This is a genomic window from Methanobacterium aggregans (assembly GCF_017874455.1).
Classification (GTDB): Archaea; Methanobacteriota; Methanobacteria; order Methanobacteriales; family Methanobacteriaceae; genus Methanobacterium_C; species Methanobacterium_C aggregans.
In genome coordinates, this window is the sequence record NZ_JAGGLN010000004.1 from 72,307 (window position 1) to 94,342 (window position 22,036).

The 22,036-nt window shown below is 38.0% G+C and carries 19 protein-coding genes and 1 tRNA gene; 8 read left to right on the forward strand and 12 right to left on the reverse strand.

What is annotated here, in order from left to right; all coding sequences use genetic code 11:
- The 3 genes from J2756_RS07095 to J2756_RS07105 all read right to left on the reverse strand — a co-directional run bounded on the left by J2756_RS07095 (position 1) and on the right by J2756_RS07105 (position 1,585).
- Positions 1–72 (reverse strand) — tRNA-Gln (locus J2756_RS07095).
- An 86-nt stretch (positions 73–158) separates the two neighbouring features.
- Positions 159–818 (reverse strand): CRISPR-associated protein Cas4, encoded by a 660-nt coding sequence (locus tag J2756_RS07100; RefSeq protein WP_245315977.1) that lies wholly within the window; start codon positions 816–818, stop codon positions 159–161.
- Positions 819–1,000: 182 nt separating this feature from the next.
- On the reverse strand, positions 1,001–1,585 hold the full coding sequence (locus J2756_RS07105; protein ID WP_209584090.1) for a hypothetical protein: 585 nt from the start codon (positions 1,583–1,585) through the stop codon (positions 1,001–1,003).
- A 499-nt stretch (positions 1,586–2,084) separates the two neighbouring features.
- On the opposite strand from J2756_RS07105, the gene J2756_RS07110 reads away from it, so the two are divergent.
- Positions 2,085–2,306 (forward strand): TRAM domain-containing protein, encoded by a 222-nt coding sequence (locus J2756_RS07110; protein WP_209584092.1) that lies wholly within the window; start codon positions 2,085–2,087, stop codon positions 2,304–2,306.
- 534 nt (positions 2,307–2,840) lie between these two features.
- Here the strand turns inward: J2756_RS07110 and J2756_RS07115 are convergent.
- The 6 genes from J2756_RS07115 to J2756_RS07140 all read right to left on the reverse strand — a co-directional run bounded on the left by J2756_RS07115 (position 2,841) and on the right by J2756_RS07140 (position 12,073).
- A complete protein-coding gene (locus J2756_RS07115) occupies positions 2,841–3,662 on the reverse strand; it encodes a hypothetical protein (RefSeq protein ID WP_209584094.1) in 822 nt (273 codons plus the stop codon).
- A 251-nt stretch (positions 3,663–3,913) separates the two neighbouring features.
- Positions 3,914–5,815: a YhgE/Pip domain-containing protein gene (locus tag J2756_RS07120; RefSeq protein ID WP_209584096.1), complete on the reverse strand. Its 1,902-nt coding sequence runs from the start codon at positions 5,813–5,815 to the stop codon at positions 3,914–3,916.
- Positions 5,816–6,315: 500 nt separating this feature from the next.
- Positions 6,316–8,805 carry a transglutaminase domain-containing protein gene (locus tag J2756_RS07125; RefSeq protein ID WP_209584099.1) on the reverse strand — a complete coding sequence of 830 codons (2,490 nt, stop codon included), beginning with the start codon at positions 8,803–8,805 and terminating at the stop codon, positions 6,316–6,318.
- Between the two features lie 583 nt (positions 8,806–9,388).
- Positions 9,389–10,228: an MBL fold metallo-hydrolase gene (locus tag J2756_RS07130; protein WP_209584102.1), complete on the reverse strand. Its 840-nt coding sequence runs from the start codon at positions 10,226–10,228 to the stop codon at positions 9,389–9,391.
- A gap of 80 nt (positions 10,229–10,308) precedes the next feature.
- Complete coding sequence (locus J2756_RS07135; protein WP_209584105.1) at positions 10,309–11,073, reverse strand: ABC transporter permease; 765 nt, start codon at positions 11,071–11,073, stop codon at positions 10,309–10,311.
- A gap of 1 nt (position 11,074) precedes the next feature.
- Positions 11,075–12,073 (reverse strand): ATP-binding cassette domain-containing protein, encoded by a 999-nt coding sequence (locus tag J2756_RS07140; protein WP_209584109.1) that lies wholly within the window; start codon positions 12,071–12,073, stop codon positions 11,075–11,077.
- A 229-nt stretch (positions 12,074–12,302) separates the two neighbouring features.
- Between J2756_RS07140 and J2756_RS07145 the strand changes: the two genes are divergently transcribed.
- The 3 genes from J2756_RS07145 (at position 12,303) to J2756_RS07155 (ending at position 14,813) form a co-directional block, all read left to right on the forward strand.
- The gene (locus J2756_RS07145; protein ID WP_209584110.1) at positions 12,303–13,679 is read left to right on the forward strand and encodes an MBL fold metallo-hydrolase; all 1,377 of its coding nucleotides are present in this window, start codon (positions 12,303–12,305) and stop codon (positions 13,677–13,679) included.
- A 52-nt stretch (positions 13,680–13,731) separates the two neighbouring features.
- Positions 13,732–14,205, forward strand: coding sequence for a pyridoxamine 5'-phosphate oxidase family protein (locus J2756_RS07150; protein ID WP_209584112.1), 474 nt, complete (start codon positions 13,732–13,734; stop codon positions 14,203–14,205).
- Between the two features lie 119 nt (positions 14,206–14,324).
- Complete coding sequence (locus tag J2756_RS07155; protein WP_209584115.1) at positions 14,325–14,813, forward strand: TspO/MBR family protein; 489 nt, start codon at positions 14,325–14,327, stop codon at positions 14,811–14,813.
- Positions 14,814–14,919: 106 nt separating this feature from the next.
- Here the strand turns inward: J2756_RS07155 and J2756_RS07160 are convergent, their stop codons facing one another.
- Together J2756_RS07160 and J2756_RS07165 are read right to left on the reverse strand one after the other, a co-directional pair.
- Positions 14,920–15,900: a DUF11 domain-containing protein gene (locus J2756_RS07160; protein ID WP_209584118.1), complete on the reverse strand. Its 981-nt coding sequence runs from the start codon at positions 15,898–15,900 to the stop codon at positions 14,920–14,922.
- Positions 15,901–16,295: 395 nt separating this feature from the next.
- A complete protein-coding gene (locus tag J2756_RS07165; protein ID WP_209584120.1) occupies positions 16,296–17,276 on the reverse strand; it encodes a hypothetical protein in 981 nt (326 codons plus the stop codon).
- 106 nt (positions 17,277–17,382) lie between these two features.
- Here J2756_RS07165 and J2756_RS07170 point away from each other — a divergent pair, with 106 nt between their 5' ends.
- Positions 17,383–17,925, forward strand: coding sequence for a hypothetical protein (locus J2756_RS07170; protein ID WP_209584122.1), 543 nt, complete (start codon positions 17,383–17,385; stop codon positions 17,923–17,925).
- 111 nt (positions 17,926–18,036) lie between these two features.
- On the opposite strand, the gene J2756_RS07175 is transcribed toward J2756_RS07170, so the two are convergent.
- Positions 18,037–18,723, reverse strand: a complete 687-nt coding sequence (locus tag J2756_RS07175) for a DNA alkylation repair protein (protein WP_209584123.1) — start codon at positions 18,721–18,723, stop codon at positions 18,037–18,039.
- Between the two features lie 286 nt (positions 18,724–19,009).
- On the opposite strand from J2756_RS07175, the gene J2756_RS07180 reads away from it, so the two are divergent.
- From J2756_RS07180 to J2756_RS07190, 3 genes are all read left to right on the forward strand, one after another.
- Positions 19,010–19,915 (forward strand): hypothetical protein, encoded by a 906-nt coding sequence (locus tag J2756_RS07180; RefSeq protein WP_245315978.1) that lies wholly within the window; start codon positions 19,010–19,012, stop codon positions 19,913–19,915.
- A 139-nt stretch (positions 19,916–20,054) separates the two neighbouring features.
- Positions 20,055–20,498, forward strand: a complete 444-nt coding sequence (locus J2756_RS07185) for a small multi-drug export protein (RefSeq protein ID WP_209584127.1) — start codon at positions 20,055–20,057, stop codon at positions 20,496–20,498.
- A gap of 308 nt (positions 20,499–20,806) precedes the next feature.
- Positions 20,807–21,910 carry an inositol-3-phosphate synthase gene (locus tag J2756_RS07190; RefSeq protein ID WP_209584136.1) on the forward strand — a complete coding sequence of 368 codons (1,104 nt, stop codon included), beginning with the start codon at positions 20,807–20,809 and terminating at the stop codon, positions 21,908–21,910.
- Positions 21,911–22,036: the final 126 nt, after the last annotated feature.

Sequence of the window (22,036 nt, forward strand, 5' to 3'; positions counted from 1 at the left end):
TAGTCCCGAGCGGAGTCGAACCGCTGTCTCCGGTTCCAAAGACCAGAAGGATTACCACTACCCTACGGGACTGAAAATATAGAAAAGACCGCATCAATACGGTAATTTCCTCTTAGATGAACATCCTATTTAAATTTATCGAAGCCATATTCAGCACATCAGAACTGGCATTTCACATCACAGTGGATGTTGAACCTGCAGCTTCTGCATTTATTTGGGTTTTTCGTTGGTATGAACTCTTCTTCACCCTCCAAAAGCCTGTGAACCCTGTTTACAAGTTCAATGGTTGCATTCTCAACCCGTGTATCGAATGGTGCTGCCCAGAATATGTTGTCGGTACCCCTCTCCCTGAGAGAGGCCACTATTCTTCTTTCATCATTAATTAAGTCTTTAAATGCCAAACAGTAACCGTATACCTGATTGATTGTTGAAGAATAAGCTCTTTGACCAGGTTTATCATCTATTATAACGAATTCCTCGGGAGTCATCCAGATCTCGTCTATATAACCCCTGATACCGTACTTGGCTGATTCAACCCACATCTCCCTTGAGAGCATTTCAGCGGTTTTTGATGATTCCATCATCTCTTCAAAGGTTGTTTCCTCAGCTTCCTCTAAAAACTTTGCTTCAAGTGCTGAGTGTTCACTGGTTCCCTTCAACATGGCCTTGGTTGGACCAACCTTGATCTCATCGTGGTATTCTAATTTTATACAGTACTCACAGAAGCCCTGGGTGTTGAGCCAGCTTATGGGAAAGTAATTTTTATCTGAGCTTATATTAAGCTTTGACTGGTCAAAAGATGGTTTTCCGTATTTCATAGTGTTCACCATGATTTTTTTTATATTTGAATGATTTCAGAATACTGAATCATAAAATGGTTCAAAAAAACAGAAATCTGAAAAAATAGTTCATGAGCACTCCTTGAATCTGAATACTCCCTAAACTCTTTGAAGATCTTCAATGATTATGAATTGAGCTAAAATGTTTTGTATAACACGTTTTATTTATCCTCTTCATCCTGTTCCTTTTTACCGCTGCTTCCAAGACGGCTTTTCAAGGTTGACCAGATGTCCTTATCTTTCTGGAGGTTTATCTCCTCCTCCATGACCCTGTTCTTTTCAAGCTCAAATTCGTATTTCTTCTTCAGATCCTGATATTTCAATTCTTTAGCTTCAATACCTTTAAGGATCTTTTGGTTGGTTTCTTCAAGGTCTTTAGCCCTTTGGGCTTCAAGTTTCAGCTTTTTATTGGTCTTTGCATTTTTTGTTACAAGGTCCTGGTAGGATTTTGAAAGTTCACTCTTCTTCCATTCCAGCTCTGCAATACTGTTTTCATATTCCTCTACGTTGCCTTGGTATCCCTTAAGATCCTCGAAGTAATCATTTAAATCCGACACTTCCCTCCCTGTTAGTTCATTTAACTGTTTCTGGGAAAGTATGAAAACATCTTCACTACACTCCAGGTCATCAGACTTCTTCAGAGGGATGAGGTACTGATTGTACTCGTAGATCTTCGTTTTGCCCCCAACCGTCTTCTTGGTCTTCTTTTTATAGCATTTAACAGCTGATTTTATTACCCTTACCATCAAGATTACTCCAATTGCAACTTAAAGTTATAAAAAGCAATTTAAATTCTGTTTAAATGTATCTAGATCAAAGCTTTTATAATTAACTTCTTTATATCTTTCATACATAATTTAGAACAACTCTTATATTGAAGTGGAATACTTTTATCTTTTTTGATTTCTTCCCAGCAATTTACATGTTCAATCTATACTCCTTGAATGTTCATGCACAGAATAATTATTTAAGCACATTTACAGCCTCATGAGTTAAATGATCTTATTAACACCCAATTCTGCATAATTAATTCATTTTTAATCATACAACACTCATCTTAGCCATTTTAGTAGATTTTCTGATCTTTTTTGAAGTAAGGTTGGGAAATATCTGAAAAATTGAAGAAAAAATCCATGAATTTTGAATAAAATTGGGGTTAATTACATTACTTTATATACTCCTAAAATCAATGAATAATTAGCCTTAGGGCATTAGTCTTATGGCTAAAAATTGGAAGTGATAAATTTGTTCGGAAATAGCTACGGTAATGATAGAGGAAATTCCGCTCCTATTAATGAAGGGGAAGAATACGATGTTAAAATTGAAGATTTAGGTAGAGACGGAGACGGAATTACCCGTATAGAAGGTTTTGTGATTTTTGTTTCAGGCGCTAAAGTTGGCGATGAAGTTAAAATTAGGATCACTTCTACAAGAAGGAATTTCGCCTTTGCTGAAGTAGTAGAATAATCTCAATTTTGCATTATTCACTAAATTTTCTTGAAAATTCTTAAATTAATCTCATTAATTTATTATTAATTTTCTCGAATTTTTTTTCTACATCACATTTTTTTTGCATAAACTAAATTAAGGTAAGTACAGATATTCTATTTTAACATCTAATTCTAATCTAATTCTAATCTAATTCTAATCTAATTCTAATCTAATTCTAATCTAATTCTAATCTAATTCTAATCTAATTCTAATTTTCATACATCTACAAGAATATATGTAAACCATTTCTGTTAATCTTCAACAAAATATTCTTGATTTTTTTTTAAATACTGCTAAAACGGTTTTAGAGAGGTAGGATAACTTCTTTACTCAAAATAATATAAAATTCGTTTGAACTTATATAAGAATTGAAAAATATGAGATGTGATCTCATATTTATTTCGTTAAATTACACTATAACGAAGTAAGAATATTTTAATTATCCCACGGGGTAGCAAACTGAACTATAACGAAGTAAACCTTTAATTTTTAAAATAATAAAAAAATGGATCATGATCCTGTTTTTTTAATGGATAATGTCTTTATGAGCTGATTAAATGTTGCTTCGTTGTTGGCTTCAAAATTTATATCCAAAGTAGTACTATTGGTTAAAGATATGGACACCAGGGTCCCTGATGAGGTACCATTCTCACTTGTTGTAATGTTACCTATCACTGCATCCCTTCCAGCTACCTTTGTTTTATTGAATCCTGTTGAATAAAGAAAATCATCTATAGTCCCGTTTCCACTACTTATTCCACCTATCTGTTCTGATCCATTGTAGATGTATATCTCAACCTGGTCACTGGTGGAAGCATCTTCCACTGTTAAGTTTGAAGGGTAATCAAATGAAATCCATTGATTTTCAAATGATCCTGCATTGGTCTGATTCATGGGAGAACTAGTGTTAACAGAGGTTCCAGGTAACTCAAGGAAGATCATCACACCCAAGAGCAGAACTATACACAAAACCCTCAGATAACTGAGCTTCCTCTCAAAGAGTTTCCAAGTCCTGATGAAATCATAGGCAGCCCATAAAAGTATTGCTAAAATTAACCCAACACATAAAGAATCAATTAATTCATTTCCAACGTAGATTGATGATATTTGAGTGTAAGCCAATATAATTGAACTTGCAACTATCACTGCCACAACTACAAGGTAGATAGTTCTATTCTCATAATCTTTGATCTCAAAAAAACCACTTAAAATAAAGAATATAGCAACACTGGCTGAAATAATACCCGTTAAAGTTGAAAAGTTGGCAAAATAAGTAAGTAAACTGCAAATTATAAATAAAACTCCAATAACTGTTGAGGTACTTATCTTCATTTTATCAATCGTCTGCTTTTGATCTAATAAATACTATCTTGTTTGAATCATATAATTCTTGTTATTGTATTTCATGGGATGGGATCATGAAGAATTCAATGAAAAGCTTAAAAAAAAGATTGTTTAAAGCATATTATTTTGGTTACTGACTTTTTTATTATATAACCCACACTACCTAGAATTGTACTTTAATTAAAAATAAAAAAAGGTGGATGGATAGTTATTCATCCAAGTCATCATACCTTGAAGGTTTAGAATAATCCACTCTCTTCCAGCTTTTCTTCCATCCACTGTGCACGTTTATCCATTTTTTCCTTGATGAGAATGGTCAGGATAAATGCCCCCACCGGGAACACAGTTAAGAGTATTATGTTGTACCAGAAACTGCTCCATAAAACCCCTGCAACCACTTCACGAAGGGCCCCAACTGCATAGGTCAACGGCAAGTATGGATGTATTGCCTGGAAAAATGAGGGTAAAAGCTCTAACGGGAAGATTCCTGCAGTTCCTGTGATCTGGAAGACCAGTATTATGATTGCAAGGGCCTTTCCAGCATTTCCAACTGCAGACGTCATTGAGTAGATGATTATCATGGAGCACAGACTGATGTACAGTGTGGTCAGTATGAAGAGCAGTGTGGATGAAATCTGAACATTGAGGAACAACGTTCCCACCACAACTACCAGGGCCTGTAATATAGCTATTATTAGGAATATTCCCATTCTTCCCATGTAAACACTGGTACTATGATATTTCTTCTTTGATCTCACCCTCATCCTTAGCATGGCAACTGATATTATTCCACCTATCCACAGGGATATGGGTATGTAAAATGGGGCAAGGGCAGACCCATAATTTTTTACAGGATAAATATGTTCCTTTTCCAGATCAACAGGGCTTTCAAAGTAGCTTTTCACTCCAGTCTGATTCACATCAGAAAGTGAGATCAGACTGTCCAGATCCGCCTCACTCACGGAGTTGAGTTTGGCTGCAGCCTCCTGGATGGCACTTTTGAATGTGGGCCATTGTGAGTTGGCAAGACCCAGTTTTGATGATGCTTGACTGATTGCAGAGTTTATTTTTCCCTGATTGTTGTAGAGGGTGTTAACAGCACTGTCCATCTGATCAATTGAAGTTTTTAACTGGGACAATCTGGTAGTTGTACCTGTACTCTTGAGATCTGCCTCTGCAGCTTTTAAAATGGTAAAAGCCTGATTTGCCTCATCAATATCCCCATTAACCTGAGTGATAATTGCTTTTAACTGAGGATCTCCCGTTGCATTGTACAAACTGGTTAAGATGGCGTTCATATATTTTAAACCTGTGATGAGGTTTGTGACCTTCAGTTCCATGTCCTGAACTGTGGCCAAAGCCTTTCCAGGGTCATTTCCAATGTAACCCGCCAGTGCATCTGACTTCGCTTTAGCATAATCAGCATTGCTCTTTATCTGTGGCAGATCTGCACTGACCTTCGACCATACACTGTTCACAGTTGTCATATCAGAATTTGCCTGGCCCAGTGAGGAATCGATCTCTCCAAGGTTTCCATTCAGCTCATTCACCATTGACTTGGTTTTAAGGAACTGTGCCTTGTTTGCTTTAGCAAGCTCTCCCACGTCGCTGAGTTTACCAAATATGATTCCATCAACTGTTTTAACAACTTCATCGTTGATCTTGGCCTGCACAGCATCCACACCTGCATTGGTGATCCTGGGAGCCACAGGATTCAGCTTATCATTGACTATGTACTCCATATGGGCCTCGTGTGGGTCCGATGTTTTGATGGATAACAAACTCTCTGTGAAGTTGCCTGGAACTATTAGGACTGCATAGTACTTTCCAGTTTTAAGTCCATCCAGGGCAGTCTTCCTATCAACGAACTGCCAGTCAAAGTTGGTGTTGTTTTTCAACTCATCAACAAACTCGTTTCCCATGTTGTACTGTGTTCCATTGAACTTAGAACCCATATCCTCGTTTACAACTGCAACCTTGATATCAGATGTGTGGGCGTAGGGATCCAGTGTTGCCTGGATGTTGAACACAGCGTAGAGTGAAGGTATCAAAATGATCACTGCCAAAACGAACATGACAACAGGGCTCCTTATAATTGCCCTGATGTCACTTTTAAAGATTTCTCTTGCTCCTTTTATCATTAAATCAGCCCTTATAATTGTAAAAGTTAATTGTAAAAGTTATTTTATTAGAATAAAATGCTTATAAATGCATGAAGTAAGAATGTTACTTCTCATCCTATAAAAAGTTTTGTCTTTTAATAACCTATGTTAAGTTAATTCATGCTGATTGGAATTGCTTGAAAAATCCATTAATTAGGTACATGCGCATACGAATCTTGAATTTATTTTTCATTAAATTGTTTTAGATACTTAAATGGATTAAAATAATATTAAAATAGTTAAAAGAACCTATATAAAGAAATAAAGGTTTTTTTAACTTGTATAGATGCCGAATGGCATGGGGGTATGTTTATTCTGTCAATGAATTGATTTTTAATTAATTTTTTTCTACTAACAATTTTTAGGGAGAATGAAGTTCATTGAAGTTAGAAAATCCTCCATAAATAGTTTAAAAGTAGTGTTAAAGCTTTAATTCTTAAAATAAGTTACAGTCTTAAAAAAAATAAAAAAAGAAAAAATTAGAAAGATATAGACGCATATCTGCCATATATCGTTGCCGTGTTCCAGTTGTTTATAACACCAAAGGTGTTTCTGTAGCTTATTGCATCTGCACTGTACCACTTACCATCAACGTATATCTCAGCCCAAACATGCCCGTACCAGCTTCCACTTGAGAACTTGCAGTAACCATGGACGTAACGAGCAGGAATACCTGCAGCCCTCTCAAGAGCTATTAACAGGTGGGTTGTGTCAACACAGTTTCCAGTTTTGGCATTCAATGTCCCTACTGCACCGTACTTGGTGTTGTAGTAGAATGAGTAGCCTATGTTATCCCTTACCCAGTTGAATATTGCAACTGCCTTAGCGTATGTCGTGGTTGCACCGGCACTGGCAATAATAGACTTAGATAGGGCTACTATCTGAGCATTGGTAGACTGACAGTTAGTTGTGGCCTGTAAATACTGCTGTAGTGATGCAGGAACTGTAGTTGTTGATGAACTGTTCGTTGTCACAACACTCCATGCTTTTACCCCAACATAGCTTGGAAGTCTTGCATTTGTGTCCTCAAACCTCAAGATCTTTGAGTACATGTACACAATGGATTCGAATCCCATATTTCCAAGGGTTGATGAAGCATAGTTTGGAGCCTTACCATTGAGTGCCATGTATGAGGCTATGGAATTAGCCATTGAAAGGTACTCAGTGGTGTAGATATTTCCAGCCGTCACATTTTCAGATGAACTGGTAGCTGATGTGAAATTACCAAGTACCACAGAATCTGTATCGTTGTTGTAAATATTCCGTAGCGCGTTGACAAGTAAGTTCAGGAAGTTTGACATGTTTATGTTCTGACTGCCAATCGTTACGTAGGTTGGTAACCTGTAATTGGCTTCAACATAATCTGCAACTCTTGTTGCTGCATCTTCAATGTCAGCTAAGCTTATGGTTGTATTGTTACTGGTTGAAGTGTTATTTTCTTCTGTTGAATTATCACTCGTAGTGGTTCCTGAACTCATGTTCCCTGTGTATCCAGAGAATCCATCATCTATCAATCCGTATCTGAATAGAACATATCCTGATGCTCCATTATCAATTGCGGCTTTTATATCCTGGTTCAGTTCACTGGCAGGCAGTGGTGTTACATTGCTGTCAGATTCGTAGGTTTGAATTCCTACAACAACTGGTTTTCCACCGGAATGCTTGACTATGTAATCTGTCATATCTCCTATCCAGTCAGTATCTTCGTTGTAGTTACCATTGTAGATCATTGGAACAAGGTAATCAAGATACTGGGACAGCTGGGCATAATCCTGCCCGTAGTAATATGCATTTGCAGCTCCTTCAGGCATTAAATCTGCTGAAACCGCCGCATTTTGATTTATATTTTTAACGGTGGTGTAAACCTTCTCAACAAAGGAGGTTACTGCATCTGTACCGTTGGCATATTTGTAGGCTGTTCCTGGATAGCGGACGTAGTCAAGGTTTACACCATCAACTCCGTAGTTTTTAACCATGTCTGAAATAGCACTTATAACCTCATCGTTGTGGGTTGTGTTGTAAGATGTTACTGTTTTTGTTGTGTAAGTCGTTGTTGTGACTGTTTTGTAACTGGTTGTGTACTTCAAGGTGTACTTCCACACGTACTTCCAAGTGTACTTCCAAGTGGATTTCCATGTGGATTTCCACTTGTACTTCCAGTGTCCCCTGTACTTGTACCATGATTTATACCAGGACTTGTACCAGGACTTGTACCAGGATTTATACCAGGACTTGTACCAGGACTTGTAGTAGTTTTTAACTGCTACCTGGGTTGAGGTTATGACTGGAGTTTTAACTGTGTAGTTATAGGTTCCCTGTGGATCGATCCAGTTTCCATTGGCATCTTTGAAGCATGTTACCCATGCATTCACACGTATTCCAGTACCATTGAACATCTGCACGACTTGAGAGAGAAGTGTTTTGTATGTAGGGTCTGAGTATATGTTACATTTCACGTAGATGTCCGTTATACCCATACTGAGTAGTTGGGTTACGTTCACTTTTAGTGCATCTGTACTTGAAACCCAGATACCCTGGATTTTACTGTAATCTCCTCCAGCTGCAGCTGTTGCATTGGTTGAACTGTTTGAAGCCGTGTTACTCGTTGCAGTGTTGCTAATTCCAGAATCATTGGTGGTGTTGGTGGCATTAACCGATGAAGTTGTGTTTACCGTCAGATTCGCTGTTGTTTGCGTGTTTGTGTAGTTCGTAGTTGTGTTTGTGTAGTTCGTTGTATTCTCAAGTAAAGATTGTGCGTTACTTGTGTTGTTGTCGCTGACAGTTTCACTTAATGAATAGGCATATATGCTACCTACATTGGACAATGCTAGACTCATAACGAGCAGCATTGCTAATAGCAAATTTCGCTTAATTATACCGCCTCCATGTCCAGATCTTCCCTGAAACTCAGACCCATGTACTGAAATGTACATCTCAGATATTATGGTCTGAAAGAAGTTTCTGGACAACCTTAAATTCTAAAATGGAGCATATATAAAAATTTCGATTTAAAAATCGATAATAAAATACCATTAAGCCTTTTTTTAGTTTTAAAGCTTCCTTAAATGGATTTAAGGCAAAGAGTTCCAAGTATCCTACCTTAATTTCTTATTTTTAGAAATAAGGCAAAGTTAGAGTTTATTTTAAGAAAAAAAGCAATTTAAATATGTATTTGTTTGAGGATTAGCCCTTTAATTGAATAAAGCATTTCTATTACTTTATTTTTTAAAAAAAGGAAGTTTAATGTTTATTTTGTGCAATGGAGCCATCTTAAAATGGATGGATAGATGGGTTGCAGTGCTCTCAAGTTCAAGTTAAGATTTTAAAAGAATAAAGCCAAAAAAATACCCATTTAACAAAATATAATAGAGTTTAAGTTGTTTTTACTATTTTTTAGAGTAAAATGGGAAAATAATCAATATGGGTTAAATACGGGGTTAAATTTAGAAAAAGAGTAATAATAAGTTTTGTTTATTTATTTTTATTTGAGTTTTTTGGGGTTTGAATCAAATTTTGAAGGATCTTCAAAACCCATTTATTCCATTGCAATTCTCAGATATCCACAACATCCCCTGTAGAAATATAATCAATCTTATTTCCCATAACATCCTTTAGGATATTATAAGCACTTTTACCAGTGCAATGGCTGGTGTAAAACCTTTCAACTTGATACTGGGCGAGTTTTTCAGCTGTAAAAATGATGCTTTCCTCATCCTCAAACATACCAGATGAAGGTCGTCCCATTAAATGAAATCCACCTAAAACAGCTTTCACAGGAACGTTACTGAATTCTTCGAAAACTGTTTCCATCACGTTGATTATGCCACTGTGGGAACAGCCACTAAAAACAACCAGACCATCATCATCCTTTAAAACCATTACAATCTCATGATCAAAGACATCGTTAAGAATTGCACCTTCTCTTTCCATGTAAAGATATTTGTTACCCTTTGGAATCGGATATTTATTTGTAACATCCTTTAAAATGTTAATATCACCCATTATCTCTGTTCTGCCTTTTAAAAAGGTTATTCTGTCATTGTACTGATCCATAACATTCCTGTTAATCCCTATGTACCTGTAGGATGATCCTGGATCTTTTGAGTAGTAGTTTAAATCTGCACCCTCACCCATGTAAACCCGAGCTCGGGAATTCTCCTGGAAAAATCTTTCAAGACCCCCAGCATGGTCGTAGTGGCCGTGTGAGATAACTACAACGTCAACCTGGCTTATATCAAATCCAAGTTTCTCTGCGTTATCTACAAACCTGCCCGTGGCTCCAGTGTCAAAGAGTATGGTTTTACCATCCCATTCAATTAGAAGGGAGAGTCCGTGTTCACCTTCAAGTCCCCTGCCCTGACATTCGTCATCAATGAGTGAAGTTACTTTCATATTATTCTCCTAAAAGACTTGTTAAAGATTTGAAGTATATTTTTTTGGAACATATTTAAAAAAAATAGGGAAATATAATTTTACATAAGTCCCTGTTCCCTTTTGGTAAATGCATATGCGGATATAACTATCATTAGGGCTGCAAATACCATTATAACCGCTACGTCAATGTAGATAGGTATTGAGGATGCTCCAAGTATTGCATAACGAAGGGCATCCACACCGTAGGTCAGGGGGTCTATGTAAACCGCCATTTTAAGCCATTCTGGCAAGTTGGTTATTGGGAAGAGTGCACCGCTTAAAAAGAACATTGGCAGTACAACAAAGTTCATTATAAGGTTGAATCCCTCCATGCTCTCCATGAATGCAGATATGAAGAGTCCAATTCCAACGAGTCCCAGTGACATGATGATCATGATGATCATGGCAGCTATGAATCCCAGCACAGTGAGTTGGATGTGCAGTATGAAGGCCAGGAGTAGGATTATGGTTCCCTGTATCATTGCAGTTGTGCTTGCACCCAGTGCCTTACCAAACACAATGGATGAACGTGATATTGGAGCAACAAACATCTCCTTCAGGAAACCGTACTGTCTGTCCACTATAACGGACACCCCTGAGAAGAGTGATGTGAAGAGTATGGTCATCCCTATTATTCCAGGGAATATGAAGGTCTGATAACCCCCTGCAATTCCCCCAAACCTAATTGCTGAACCAAGACCTGTACCGAATATTAAAAGCCACAGTAGGGGTGTTACAACTGAGGTCACAATTCTGGATTTGTACCTGAGGAACCTGGTATTTTCCCTGCGCCAGATGGTGTATATTCCCTCTAATTCTCCCATTTTACCGCCTCCTGCCCATTATACTGAACCTTCCACCCTTCTTGGTTTTGCCCTTCTTGGCGGTTCCATGGATTATGGACTTTCCTGTGTAATGTATGAAAACATCATCGAGTTTTGGGTGCTCAAGTTCTATGGAGTTCACGAATATTTTGTTCTCATTCGCAAAGTTCACAATGGTGGGAACGAGGTTTTCACCACTTTCAACCATGAGCTTCACCTCACCATCGATCCTGTGAATGTCACTTACAAAGTCCAGCTTGGAAACCAGGGATACGAAACGATCATCATCATCAACCTTTATGGTTATTATGTCTGCTTTAAGCTCTTTTTTAAGGTTTCGAGGCGTGTCTGACTTTATTATTTCACCTTGGTCTATTATTGAGATCTTATCGCAGAGCTTGTCTGCCTCATCAAGGTAGTGGGTTGTGAGAAGAACAGTCACATCCTCCTTCTTGTTGAGGTTCTGGAGGTACTCCCATATGCTCTCCCTTGTCTGAGGATCAAGTCCCAGGGTTGGTTCATCTAGAAACAGCACTTTAGGGTAATGTATCAGACCCCTGCCTATTTCAAGCCTTCTCTTCATTCCACCAGAGTAGGTCTTTATCATTTCATCTGCCTTATCTTGAAGCTGAGTCAGGTCAAGTATTTCCTCAATTCTGTCCTTTCTAACATCCCTTGGCACACCATAAAGTGCTGCATGCATCTCAAGGTGCTCACGGCCCGTTAAGATATCATCAAGGGCCCTTGCCTGGAACACTATTCCTATGGATTTTCTGACCTCGTTGGCATTTTTAACTATGTCATAGCCGTTCACACAACCTGTACCCGATGTTGGGCGCAGTATTGTGCAGAGCATGGAGATCAGTGTGGTTTTACCTGCACCGTTGGGACCTAAAACTCCATGTATGCTGTCCCTTTTAACTTTGAGGTTTATTTCATTCACTGCCACGAAATCATCAAATTTTTTGGTTATGTTATCAGTTTCTATGATGTAATCCATTGTCCCACCTACAGGAAAGGTCTTAATATAATTTCAGATATGACTTGATTTCAAATAAACTGTACTCCATTTTACTAATAATATATATTCTTTTTAATACAAAAATATGAAACAAAGGTTGTAATATTTTTATTGCAAAATCCATTAAAAGCAGGGAAAATAAAAAAATATGGATTATGATGGATTGAAAGGCTTCAAATATGAATCAGCTTGAACTGGAGGTTTGAATTTGATATTTGAAATTGTGAAATCCAGGGGACTTTCCCACAAATCTTATTTTATAGGCTCCAGGGGAGCTGCAGCGGTCATCGATCCAAGAAGGGATGTTGACATCTACCTTGACATTGCCAAAAGACATGATATGAATGTAGAGATGGTATTTGAAACCCATAGAAACGAAGATTACACAGTTGGATCCCTAGAGCTTTCAAAACTCGTTGATGCTAAGATATACCATGGAGCAGGTCTTGATTTTGCCTATGGAAACCCTGCACATGAAGGAGACAGCTTTGAATTTGGATCACTCCAACTGGAGGTGCTTGAAACTCCAGGACACACACCTGAAAGTATATCAATCACAGTTAAGGATATGGATGCTTCAGAGGATGTTTACATGGTCTTTACAGGGGATGCTCTTTTTGCAGGAGAAGTTGGAAGGTGCGACATCTACGGCCCTGAAGAAGTGGAGAGAATGGCTGGATCCCTCTATGACAGCATAAACCAGAAGATACTCCCCCTTGGAGATGGTGTTATCATCTGCCCAGCCCATGGTTCAGGCTCAGTCTGCGGGGCTGAGATACGAGATGTGGATATCACAACGGTGGGATATGAGAAAAAAACCAATCCACTTCTACAGAAGACCAGAAGAGATTTCATTGAACACAAGGTGGCTGAGAGATTCTACATTCCTCCCTACTTCAAAAGGATGGAACTGAACAACCAGAGGGGTGCAGAAATCCTCTGCAGACTTCCACACCTCAGAGCTCTTTCAACTGTAGAACTTCAGGGTATGGATGATGGTGTTCAGATTATTGATGTCAGGGACCCTGAATCCTTTGCAGGCGGACACATACCTGGCACACTGAACATATGGAGTGAGGGAGTTCCTGCATTTGCAGGGTGGTTTTTAAATTACCATGACCCAATAGTTCTGGTTGACTATGATGGATCCAGAATCGAGAGTGTTGAAAGGTACCTGATTAGACTGGGCTACGACAACATATATGGATACCTTGCAGGTGGTTTTTCATCATGGTTCAAATCTGCAGGTCCAGTTGAAACCATTGAACCATGTTCCGTGCATGAACTCCGTGATAAATTGGAAGATCCCTCCATCTTTCTCCTGGATGTCAGAAAGGAATGGGAGTGGGAAGAAGAACACATAGATGGATCCCACAACATCTACATTGGAATTCTTGAGGAAAAACTTGAAGATGTTCCAAAGGATAGAAGTATCATTCTTTACTGTGATACAGGTTACAAAGCAGGTATTGGAGCATCAATACTTAAAATTAATGGTTATATTAACGTTACAAATGTTCTTGGCAGTATTATGGCCTGGAAAAAGGCAGGTTATCCCACTTTAGGGGTTGAATTTCATGGATAGTGAATGATTTGTGAATAACAGGTTGCAGAACATAAAAAGCAGGCGGTGAAACATGAAACTCGAAAAAATTCCATTGATGAATAAAAGAGAGTATGATGAACTGATAAATGAATGTTATGTGAGCAGAATTGCATTTAAAGGAGAATACCCATACATAGCACCTTTTATCTATGTTTTTGATGGTGATTTTATTTATTTTCTCTCAACGCGTTACGGTAAAAAGATAGAGTTGTTCCGAGAAAATCCTAATGTGGCAGTTGAGATAGAGAAGTACTCTGAAAACCTTTCAGATTACAGGTTCGTAACACTTCAGGGCCGTGTGGTTGAGGTGAATGATCCTGACAAGAAAAAGAGGGTTAAAGAAGATTTTGTACAGCTTATAAAGGATAAAAATCTTTCAAAAAGTATAATGGCTGCCCTTGGACATTCACCAGACGATCCCCTTGAGTCCATTGTTGAAGAAGACAGATCATTTGTCTGGAAGCTTGCAGACGTTAAAGGGATAACTGGAATTAAAAGTTCTTAAGATCCATTCTTGAATGCTGATTAAAAAGGACCATACATTGTTATTTGATGATATTTGAATTAAATTTTGTATTTGAAGTGTATAAAAAACGTGATTCATAATATAAAGGGTGTGAAAAAATGGAAGGATTAAAACTGAAGGAAATTCCAATGCTCGCTGGATCCATTTTAATTGTTTTGTTTGCAGGTTTTTTAGGTTCCCAGGCCACAATTTCCCAGATACCAGTATGGTACGCTGCACTTGCAAAACCATTATGGGCACCACCTAACTGGGTTTTTGGGCCAGTGTGGACAACTCTTTACATACTCATGGGAATAGCTCTATTCCTGGTTTTGAGAAAGGGCTGGCAGAGACAAGATGTTAAATTTGCAGTTCTGATATTTGCAGTGCAGCTCATACTCAACGTGCTTTGGTCTGTGGTGTTCTTCAGCTTCCACTCATTACTTGGAGGTTTTGCTGTTATAATGGCGCTCTGGCTTGCAATATTTGCGAACCTCATAGCTTTCTACGTTATTTCAAAACCAGCAGGCCTGGTTCTCGTACCCTACATAGTATGGGTCAGCATAGCAAGTTACCTGAACTACACAGTTTATTTATTGAATCCATGAGATGAAAGATAGGGCTTGATTTGTTGGATCTATTTAAGAAAAACAGATGTTACTTAGATATTTTAAAACAAAAAAAAGGGGAATTGAACCCCAAAACTATCTTTTTTTAGGGTCTCCTAATACCGAACAGACCGGATAACAACACGAGAAGTGCCATTACCAGTAGAGTTACTGGTGAACCCGTGGTTTCCATTGAAACAGCTTCAGCAGACACAGCCTCTCCACCAGATATAGGTTCTTCTGTTACAGCTTCTCCTCCACTTTCAGGAGTTACTCCTTCACCACCACTTGTTGCATTAACCACGCCAGTCACAGTACTTGCAGTGTTATTGTCATTGAACGGATCAAAAGTATCCGTAATAGCAGACACCGTGTTCCCAATAACATAACCTGCAGGTGCAGTAGCATTTACAAGGCCTGTTATAACTATTGTGACGTATTTACCAGGTGCAAGAGTACCGAGACTCAAGGAACCCAACCAAGAACCCATATCAGCACCATCTAAAGTGTAGGTCGCACCACTGATCCATGGATCCAATGCATCTGTCACAGTAACGTTTTGAGCATCAGAAGGTCCATTGTTACCAACCACAATGTTGTAGGTAATATTGCTACCAGCAGTCAGATTATCAGGAGCAGTCTTCTGGACATAAACATCAGCTAAGGTAGAGACCAATGTCCAAGTATGGGCATAGTTGTTTTCCTGATTTGGATCGTTACTTGAGAAAACAGTTGCATCGTTGTACAACCAAGGCCCAGCTGGTTGTGATGGATTTACCTGACCCCAAATTTTCACCAGAACAGAAGTTTGTGCCGGTAACACATCCCAAACGTGGGAACCATCGTAGGCACCATTCCAAGAACCCATATCCACTCCATCAATCGAGTACTGTGGATTAATGAGTTTACCAGTCACATTATCTACCAATGTAACGTTGTATGCGTTATTATCACTGTTCGTGTTGGTGACGGTTATATTATATGTAATGTTCTCACCAGCAACCACAGTATCCGGTGCAGTCTTGGTAATATTTACGTCTACACCTTCCTGTGCAGCGACGGCGCCAACAGCGCATATTACGAACAATAACATCAGCAATAAAAACGCGGGACGCCTATACTTCCCATACACAATTTCACCCCCCCATTTTTATAAAATTGTGACATTTGTCACCTTGATATATAAAAAAATTTCTTTAAATGTGACTATAGTCACTATTATGAAAAGATTACAATAAATAGTTTTTGAATTAAAAGCACAACCAGAGTATTTATATAGTAAAAATATTCCCGAAAAAGGCCAGATTAAATAATAATATAAATTAATTTAATAAAAGAAGGGGATTTTGCCATTCCAAAGCATAAAAAAAATCATTGATGCAACCACCATACCCAACGGATGCATTAGAAACAAGTTTAAAAAAAAATAGGGGTTGAGATTGAATTAGTTTAAAAAAATAAGAATTTAGGATGGTTATCCATCTAAACCCTTACTTTAACTGTTTTATAAACCTTCACGTATCGAACTACTTTTTTGTATTTAACGTGCTTACGATGATTTTTGTAGTAGTAAACCTTCTTCTTGGTCACCACTTTTTTGGTGTACAGATACTTCTTAACGTACTTGTACTTCACAACAGCAGATGCTGTTGCACCCTTTGTACTCTGATACCATTTTTCTGCTGCAGCATCATTGTAAGAAGTTGTTTGAGCAACACTTGGGAATGTTCCTGCCCAGTTACCTACAAATGCAGCATGTCCATTGGTGTTATGCCATACTTGAACACCCTTGTAGGTTGTTGGCTGCTTGATTACCTCGTAGTTTTTACTGTTGGCATCAGCAAAGTTTTTAGCTCCTCCAAGGAAGTCTGTGACTATCTCACCACCACTCCATGAGGTTGCATAGTAATTCGCATTTGGGAACATCCGTGAAAAGTCGTAGATTGTCTGAGTTGGATTTGCAACCCTGGTACCTTGTACGTCACCCACTGAGAAACATGTGTGTAATAACATTACAGGAATACCTTTTTTGTAAGGAGGCGTAAATGTTTTACCGTGCCATCCTTCACGCATCTGGTTTCCAACACCCCATATGTAATCATTTGAACCGTACAGGGCGTATGGTCCTGTTGATGTTCCACCTTTCATGTTGTAATGTCCGGTTATGTACGCACCGTGACCAACGTATATTATGGCATCTGCATTGTACATCCCCTTCATTATATTTTTAGTGGTTGCACTGCTTCCAATAAGACTTACAACATTGTAACCTTTACTTTTAAGTTGAGAGGTTATTGCCACAGCTTCATTGTGCATATAAGGCGTATCACCTCTTGCATCACCCACCACTAGAATGTGGGCCTCTGAACTCGGCATTGAAACAAATAATATAGTTGTGAATATCATCACCATTCCAAATGCCATTAAATTTTTTTTAATACTAGTTTGGGACAACCTTAACATCCCTCCCTTAAGTTTTGTATATCTTGCTGAGTTTTCACAGTGCCATAAAGCTTAATAACTAATTGGGTGCATATATTCACACAATTAATATTAGGGGCGGTGTTCAATGGAAACTGAACAAAAAGTAAGGGATCTAATTATTGAAACACTTGAAAAAAAGGAACTGTCAAAAAAACAAATTTTAAACGAAGTCAGTGCCAGAACTAACCGGGAAATATCCAGCAAAGCTTTAAATGAAAACATTATGCACCTACTGAGAGAGGAAAAAGTAGAGATCGTGGGTTACGATTTTAATATCTACGAAGGAAAAAAGCGTATTCAGTCCATAAGGTCAGATGGAGTTGTATTCAGTCTGGTGAAACGGGACATTATAAATATGAACCTTTTACTGAAAAAATTTGGAAGCGATATTCCAGAAGACTCCATGGAAGCTTGTTATCAAATAAAAAGGGCTATGAATCAAAAACTTCAAACCATGAACGATCCTAACCTTAATTTAAACAGGTTTTTCAACAAAACTTACCTGTTCCTCAACAGTCAGGATGAAGTTCATAGAAGAAAGTTAATAAGCAAACTTGCATTCGTTCTAAGTAATGAGGAAGGTTCAGATGAGATGTTTAAACAGATGCTCCATCTTATCATGTCCTAAAAAAATAGAGAGGATATTTAAGAAAATTTAAAACTTGAATTCATGCAGATTTACCTTAAAATTATTTTAATTAATATTAAATCATTTTTTTAAAATCTCTTTTGAACTAGATTATTTTTTAAATCTCTTTTGAACTTTTTCATCACGAAGTTCCCTTAAAGCATCTGAAGCTATCCATTTAGCACTTCCCTCAGGAATTTTCTTTATCTCAAGGGCATTTTCTATGGCTTTCTTATTAAGTGACCGGTTTCTTTTCCCAACTTGGCATAAAGCCCAGTTAACTGCCTTTTTAACGTAGTTTCTATCATCAAGGGATCCTCTCATTATGTGGGGGAAAAATTTCTCAAATTCATCATCAGGGGTTTTCTTATCACTCACTGCAAGGCGTGCCATGAGTGCAAATCCTGCTCTTTTAACAAATTCTTCATCACGAAAGCTCCACTCAACTGCCTTTTCGTAGGCAATCGGCATCTTTTCAAAGAGGTTCATACAGCATTGATCACATATCTCCCAGTAATTAAAATCTGTTACCCATTTCTCCATCTGTTCTTCTGTAACCAAATCCTTGTCTTCGATCATGCATGCAAGTATTCTGGTTTCCCGGGTGTTTGATTCCCAGAGACGCAATGCAAGTTCATGATCTTTACCTATTTCCCTTGCAAGTTCTCGAAGATGGGGTATTCTAATCCCATAGGTCTTCTTTGGTGTGATTCCAACCCTGGACATGTGCTCAGCTGATTTGGTTGGAACCTTCTGTGACAGTACCACAAATCTTTCTAAAACTTCTTCGTAATTCATTTTAAACCCTGAAATTTTAATTTTTATTTGGTTGATATTAGTTGTAGTTCTTTATGACTCTATTTAAAAATGAATCCACTGAAACTCCATGGTCCCTACACTTAATTCAAATGAATGGGAATTGCATAGCTCAATTCTGATGGTTTTTTTATCATGTGCCTTAAATCATTAGGAAACCAACGTAAAACTCTTAAAAAATTAGTATGAAAAATTTAAATAATTTATAGTACCATATTATTTTGTTATGACAAAAGATTCAAAAATTCAAAATTTTGGATTGTTGGCATTGCTTTTTGTTTTTTTACTGGCATCAATTTCAATGGTTAGTGCCCACCAACCCCGCTTGGAGGTTGGACAAACTGTATCCTATCAAAACCCAATAGTGGTACAGAACCCAGAGATATCACAGGCATTCTACGGGAAACTCAATGGAAGTCCCAATTACTACAAGATAATTTCAGACAAACCATTCAAACTGTACATAAACCTCCTTGTACCTGCAAGTCCAGGTATAACTGCGAATTTTGTTTCCGCGGAGGTTCTTAATTCAAGTGGAGAAAGTATACTGCTTATAAACGGAACAGATGCCCAGTGGGAACCTTACTTCGAAGAGTTTGGTGGAGATAGCTACCTGAAGGGGCCAGAGACAACTAGAAACCTATCTGCTGGAACCTACTACGTTAAGGTGTTCAATTCAAACAACCAGGGAAAATATGCCATAGCAATTGGGGACATAGAATCATTCCCTGTTGATGAATCCCTGAAGGCTATTGTAACCATACCTATGCTCAAGGAATTTTTCTTTGCAAAACCTGTTACAACCCTATTTCTGGAATTTTTAGGGATAACAATGGCACTCGGATCACTCATTGTGCTTCTGACAATGCTCATGAAGTCCAGAAAATCAGAGGAACTAACGGAGTTAACAGTGAAGGCAAGCGGAGTTCTCAAACCCTTGATTTGGTTGGGAATAACTCTGACAACAGCTGTATGGATTTACGTGATGTACAAAAATCCATTGAACATAATGGGGCTTGTTAACAGCATGCTTCTGGTCGTTCTCATAATTATCAGCTGGTACGTTGGTTCAAAAACTTCTAAAATGGAATTTAGAAAAATACCATGGATAAGTGCCATGATCACGGTTCTCCTGTGGATGGTATTCACTTTTGTAGCCGTTGTTGTTATCTAAAACGAAGGTGTATCCATGGATGGGTTACATAAAGTATTGGTGGAATCCCATGTCCACCACCTTATTCAATCCTTTTTTTGAAAATTTAATGCACAAAAAAGAATAAAGGGAAGTTCCCTTAACACACAATGGTGAAAGCGTGGACATATTTACAAACATTGCACTTGTATTCATAAGCGGAGTCATAGAATTATGGCTTGCTGTATCAATGGGTATTGCACTTAAGTTAAACCCCCTTTTGATCCTTGCAGTATCAGCTTCCAGCTCAATTTCAGCTGTTTTGATCGTAGCGTTTTTAGGGGATTCACTCAGAAGCAAATTCATTAAATGGAGATATGGGGAAAATAAGAAGTTTGAAAGGAGCCGAATTCATAAGGTCTGGATTAAATATGGTGTGATAGGTTTAGGATTGTTATCACCACTTCTTTTTGGTGCTCCGTTGGGAACTGCAGTAGGTATTACCTTTGGGGCTAGAAAAGACCATTTAATATTATGGATGTCCATTGGGATAATTATATGGAGTGCAGGACTGACTGCGGCCGGTATAATGGGTTTAATGAGTTTTGAAGGATTTTTAAATTGATTTGATACCTATTAATCCATAATACCTATTTTTATAGTTTTAAAGCATCTAAATGCATGTGAAAATAGTTTTTTAGAAAAAAGGAAATGTAAGGCCTTAAATCAGTTCATTTAATAGTTTAAGCATGAAAAGGGTTAATATGGAAGTTGATCGAAACCTTTAATAGTACAATAATCTAATTGTAGTTTTAAGAGAACTTAATATAACCTAATTAGGCTTATGAAAGACAGAATTTTTATGTTAATTTTAAAATAAGATTAATATGTCACGATAAACGTTTTAAAACGGTGTTTTAGAAGGTGTTGTAGTTGGAAAAGATAAAAATAGCGATAATTGGTATTGGTAATTGTGCAAGCTCCCTTATACAGGGAATACACTATTACAAATACAAGGATCCCCAAGAAGTCATCGGTCTGATGCATTGGGATATAGGTGGTTACACACCATCAGATATAGAGGTGGTTGCTGCCTTTGACATCGACAAGAGGAAGGTTGGAAAGGATGTGAGCGAAGCCATATTCGAAAAACCTAACTGTACCACAGTATTCTGCGAAGATATACCTGAAAGTGGTGTTGAAGTATCAATGGGATGTGTCCTTGATGGTGTAGCACCGCACATGGCCGAATTTAAGGATGATAATACATTCATAGTTTCGGATGAAGCAGAAAAAGAAAAAAATGAAATAATCAAGATCTTAAAGGAAAGTGGGGCAGAAATACTTCTTAACTACCTTCCAGTTGGTTCTGAAGAAGCAACAAGGTTCTATGCCCAGTGTGCACTTGAAGCAGGTGTTGCATTCATTAACAACATGCCTGTTTTCATAGTGAGCAATCCTGAATGGGATGCAAAGTTCAGGGAAAGGGGAATACCAATTGTGGGTGATGATATAAAGGCACAGATCGGTGCAACCATAACCCACAGAACACTGGCAAACCTGTTCCGTGAGAGGGGTGTGAAACTCGAGAGAACCTACCAACTTAACACAGGCGGAAACACTGATTTTCTGAACATGCTCAACAGAAACAGGTTAGATTCTAAAAAAGAATCCAAAACTGAGGCTGTTCAATCTGTTCTTGCTGAAAGGCTTGAACCTGAAAACATTCACATAGGCCCATCAGACTACGTTACCTGGCAGCAGGACAACAAGCTCTGCTTCCTCAGGATGGAGGGAAAAACCTTTGGTGATGTTCCAATGAACATAGAACTTCGATTGAGTGTTGAAGATTCACCAAACTCTGCAGGTTGCGTTATCGATGCTATAAGGTGCTGTAAACTGGCTCTTGAACGTGGAGTGGGTGGATATCTAACCTCAATTTCAGCCTACACAATGAAACATCCTCCAGAACAGTTCAAGGATGAAAAAGCTCATGAAATGGTTGAAGAGTTCATAGCTGGGAAAAGGGAAAGGTAAATCCCCTTTTTACATTTGAAACTTTTTTTTTATTAAAAAAGAAAGAATTTTATTAGTTTTTTTATTAATCCTTAAGTTATTAATTCATAATATTTCCTGAACTTCTTATCGACTTTTTTACGCTTT

What these genes read in the sequence shown, in the direction of transcription:
- J2756_RS07155 (WP_209584115.1), top strand. Translation starts at nt 14,325, where the DNA reads ATGGAAGGATTAAAACTGAAGGAAATTCCAATGCTCGCTGGATCCATT.
- J2756_RS07135 (WP_209584105.1), bottom strand. Translation starts at nt 11,073, where the DNA reads ATGGGAGAATTAGAGGGAATATACACCATCTGGCGCAGGGAAAATACC.
- J2756_RS07165 (WP_209584120.1), bottom strand. Translation starts at nt 17,276, where the DNA reads ATGTTAAGGTTGTCCCAAACTAGTATTAAAAAAAATTTAATGGCATTT.
- J2756_RS07175 (WP_209584123.1), bottom strand. Translation starts at nt 18,723, where the DNA reads ATGAATTACGAAGAAGTTTTAGAAAGATTTGTGGTACTGTCACAGAAG.
- J2756_RS07120 (WP_209584096.1), bottom strand. Translation starts at nt 5,815, where the DNA reads ATGATAAAAGGAGCAAGAGAAATCTTTAAAAGTGACATCAGGGCAATT.
- J2756_RS07130 (WP_209584102.1), bottom strand. Translation starts at nt 10,228, where the DNA reads ATGAAAGTAACTTCACTCATTGATGACGAATGTCAGGGCAGGGGACTT.
- J2756_RS07105 (WP_209584090.1), bottom strand. Translation starts at nt 1,585, where the DNA reads ATGGTAAGGGTAATAAAATCAGCTGTTAAATGCTATAAAAAGAAGACC.
- J2756_RS07150 (WP_209584112.1), top strand. Translation starts at nt 13,732, where the DNA reads ATGAAACTCGAAAAAATTCCATTGATGAATAAAAGAGAGTATGATGAA.
- J2756_RS07170 (WP_209584122.1), top strand. Translation starts at nt 17,383, where the DNA reads ATGGAAACTGAACAAAAAGTAAGGGATCTAATTATTGAAACACTTGAA.
- J2756_RS07115 (WP_209584094.1), bottom strand. Translation starts at nt 3,662, where the DNA reads ATGAAGATAAGTACCTCAACAGTTATTGGAGTTTTATTTATAATTTGC.
- J2756_RS07100 (WP_245315977.1), bottom strand. Translation starts at nt 818, where the DNA reads ATGAAATACGGAAAACCATCTTTTGACCAGTCAAAGCTTAATATAAGC.
- J2756_RS07140 (WP_209584109.1), bottom strand. Translation starts at nt 12,073, where the DNA reads ATGGATTACATCATAGAAACTGATAACATAACCAAAAAATTTGATGAT.